Raw genomic sequence first — 2,882 nt, 5'->3', positions numbered from 1 at the left:
GCGTCTCCACCGCGATGCCCAGGTCCCGTTCCAGGCGCGTCATACGCCTGTCGAGCTGATCGAGACGCTTCGCAATAGCAGCTTCCTGCCGCTCGGCGGCGTCAGGTGACAGGAAAGACGCGATCGCGGCTTCGGCGATGAGCGAGCGCGACTGGCCACGACGCGCTGCGTATTCCGCGAGCGATTTGGTGACGCCGGGTTCAAGATAGACCGAGAGCCGCTGCTTCTTGTTCGGATTTGGCATGGCGTCCTACAGTTCCATGCCATCGTTCGGATCGAGCGAGACCTGCCGCGCGATGCCTTGCACGAGTCGGTTCATGCGGCTTAGCCGCGCGGCATCGTCGGGCTCGTCGTCGTTGAGGTCGATCTCGAACTCATTGGCGATGGGCGGCTTCTTCTCGATCGGTGCCACGCGATCCAGCTCCGGCTGGCGGCGCCTCTCGGAGCCCGTCGAGTCCTCGTCGTCCACGCCGCTCACTGACGGCGCGGCGTCCTGCAAGGGTCGCGGCGGCAAGGGCCTGCCCGTCCAGTCATCCGATTGCTGGTGATCTGTCTTCGTCAGGATGGGAGGCGGCAAGATTCGCGCCCGAAACCTGGCATCTTCGAAATAGCGCGCCTTCTTCGCGCGAATGGGCGGCGTGCCCGCCACCATTACGATCTCGTCTGCGGGCGGGAGCTGCATGATCTCGCCCGGCGTGAGCAGGGGCCGGGCCGTCTCGGAGCGCGAGACCATCAGATGGCCGAGCCACGGACTGAGCCGGTGCCCGGCGTAGTTCCGCATCGCCCGCAGTTCGGTCGCGGTGCCGAGGGCGTCGCTGACCCTTTTGGCTGTCCTTTCGTCGTTGGTCGCGAACGAGATTCTGACGTGGCAATTATCCAAGATGGAGTTGTTCGGGCCGTATGCCTTTTCGATCTGGTTGAGGCTCTGCGCGATCATGAAGCTCTTCAATTTGTAGCCGGCCATGAAGGCGAGTGCGCTCTCGAAGAAGTCAAGGCGGCCAAGCGCCGGAAACTCATCGAGCATGAGTAGAAGCCGATGCCGCCGGGCCTTGCTGTTCAAGTCCTCCGTCAGGCGGCGGCCAATCTGGTTGAGGATCAACCTGATCAACGGCTTGGTCCTAACAATGTCGGATGGCGGCACGACGAGATAGAGGGTCGTCGGCCGTGTATCTCCGACAATGTCGGTGATCCGCCAGTCACAACGGCGTGTGACGGCAGCCACAACAGGATCGCGATAGAGGCCGAGGAACGACATCGCGGTGCTCAACACCCCGCTTCGTTCGTTGTCCGATTTATTCAGCAGCTCTCGTGCTGCACTCGCAATCACCGGATGCGGTCCTGCCTCGCCGAGATGGGCGGTCTTCATCATCGCCGCGAGCGTGGACTCGATCGGACGCCGCGGGTCGGACAAGAACGACGCCACGCCGGCGAGCGTCTTGTCCTCCTCCGCGTAGAGCACGTGGAGGATGGCGCCGACCAGCAGCGCATGGGAGGTCTTCTCCCAATGGTTCCTCTTCTCCAACGAGCCTTCGGGATCGACCAGGATATCGGCGATGTTCTGGACATCCCGGACTTCCCATTCCCCGCGCCGGACTTCGAGCAGCGGGTTGTAGGCGGAAGACTTCGCGTTGGTCGGATCGAACAACAGCACCCTGCCATGCTGCGACCGAAACCCGGCAGTGAGCTGCCAGTTCTCCCCTTTGATGTCGTGGACGATCGCGCTGCCTGGCCAGGTGAGCAGCGAGGGAATGACCAACCCCACGCCCTTCCCACTCCTCGTCGGCGCAAAGCAGAGAACATGCTCGGGCCCGTCGTGCCGGAGGTAGTCGCGGCCCAGCTTGCCGAGTACGACGCCGTCGGGACCGAGGAGGCCCGCCGCATCCACTTCGTCGGTCCGGGCCCATCGTGCCGAGCCGTAGGTGTCGACGTTCGTCGCCTCGCGGGCACGCCACACCGACATGCCGATCGCGACTGCGATCGCGATGAAGCCGCCTGACGCTGCGATGACGGCCCCTTCCACGAAGATCGGCGGCGCATAGGCGTCGTAAAAATACCACCACAGAAAGAAGGACGGTGGATAGTAGACTGGCCAGCCGAACACGATGAACCATGGCTCGCCGAGCTGGGCTTGAAAGCCCAATCGCCACGCCGTCCACTCGGTCGCGACCCACGTCGTGCCGAGGATGATCAGTGCGACGGCGAGGAGCTGGCCCCAGAGGATCTTGGTTGCGGACATTACCTGCTCTCCTTTTCTTCCCGTCGCTTCGTTACAGGCCGATGCCCCGCTTGCGGCCGAAGCTCCAATCGATCCCGCCATCGCCACGTACGACGCCCGAGACATGGCGACCGAGATTCCGCTCGAGCGACGGCGACCACGGGACGAGCTGAAAGCCGAGCCCGTCGTCGAGCATCGCGAAGCGGCCGGAGGCGAGATCGAAGCGGCGATAGTATGTGCCGGCGACATACTCGCCGGCCGACGGTTTGGCGGCGGCTTGTCCTGTCTCGGCGGTCAGACGTTCGCTCAGTGCATCGAGTTCGCGTCGGCGCAGTGTTTCGATGAGGTTGCGGCTGAAACTCACGCCGCGCGCCTGGCGCTCGGCCAGGCCCTGACTGATGAGATGCTCGGCGCGGCGATCGAGCGCGTCGCGCACCTCGGCTCCGAAGCCACCGCCACCAAGGGCTACCGGTTCGCGCGCAATCGCTTGGCGGTCCAGCCAGGTGGCGCCGTTGGCAGTAATCTGCTGCTCGAGCGGGATGTCCGATCGAACTGCGAGCGCAACGCGTCGCCGGCCCTGCGCGTCATCAAACTTGCGCAGCTCGACGATCGAACCTGGGCCCGAGTCCCCAGCAGCATCGAGGTCGGCGAGCTTGATGTGATGGGT

2 protein-coding genes and 1 pseudogene are annotated in these 2,882 nt (G+C 64.3%); all 3 read right to left on the bottom strand.

What is annotated here, in order from left to right:
- Positions 1-244 (bottom strand): annotated as a pseudogene (locus BGN91_RS06880) (CopG family transcriptional regulator); the annotation flags it as partial.
- Between the two features lie 6 nt (positions 245-250).
- The gene (locus BGN91_RS06875) at positions 251-2,236 is read right to left on the bottom strand and encodes a conjugal transfer protein TraG (protein WP_292611711.1); all 1,986 of its coding nucleotides are present in this window, start codon (positions 2,234-2,236) and stop codon (positions 251-253) included.
- Between the two features lie 31 nt (positions 2,237-2,267).
- A partial coding sequence (locus tag BGN91_RS06870) for a DUF3363 domain-containing protein (protein ID WP_292611709.1) occupies positions 2,268-2,882 on the bottom strand: 615 nt, incomplete at its 5' end.

This window comes from Nitrobacter sp. 62-13 (assembly GCF_001896955.1).
Lineage (GTDB): Bacteria > Pseudomonadota > Alphaproteobacteria > Rhizobiales > Xanthobacteraceae > Nitrobacter.
This window is presented reverse-complemented; position numbering and strand designations above follow the sequence as displayed.

What these genes read in the sequence shown, in the direction of transcription:
- BGN91_RS06875 (WP_292611711.1), bottom strand. Translation starts at nt 2,236, where the DNA reads ATGTCCGCAACCAAGATCCTCTGGGGCCAGCTCCTCGCCGTCGCACTG.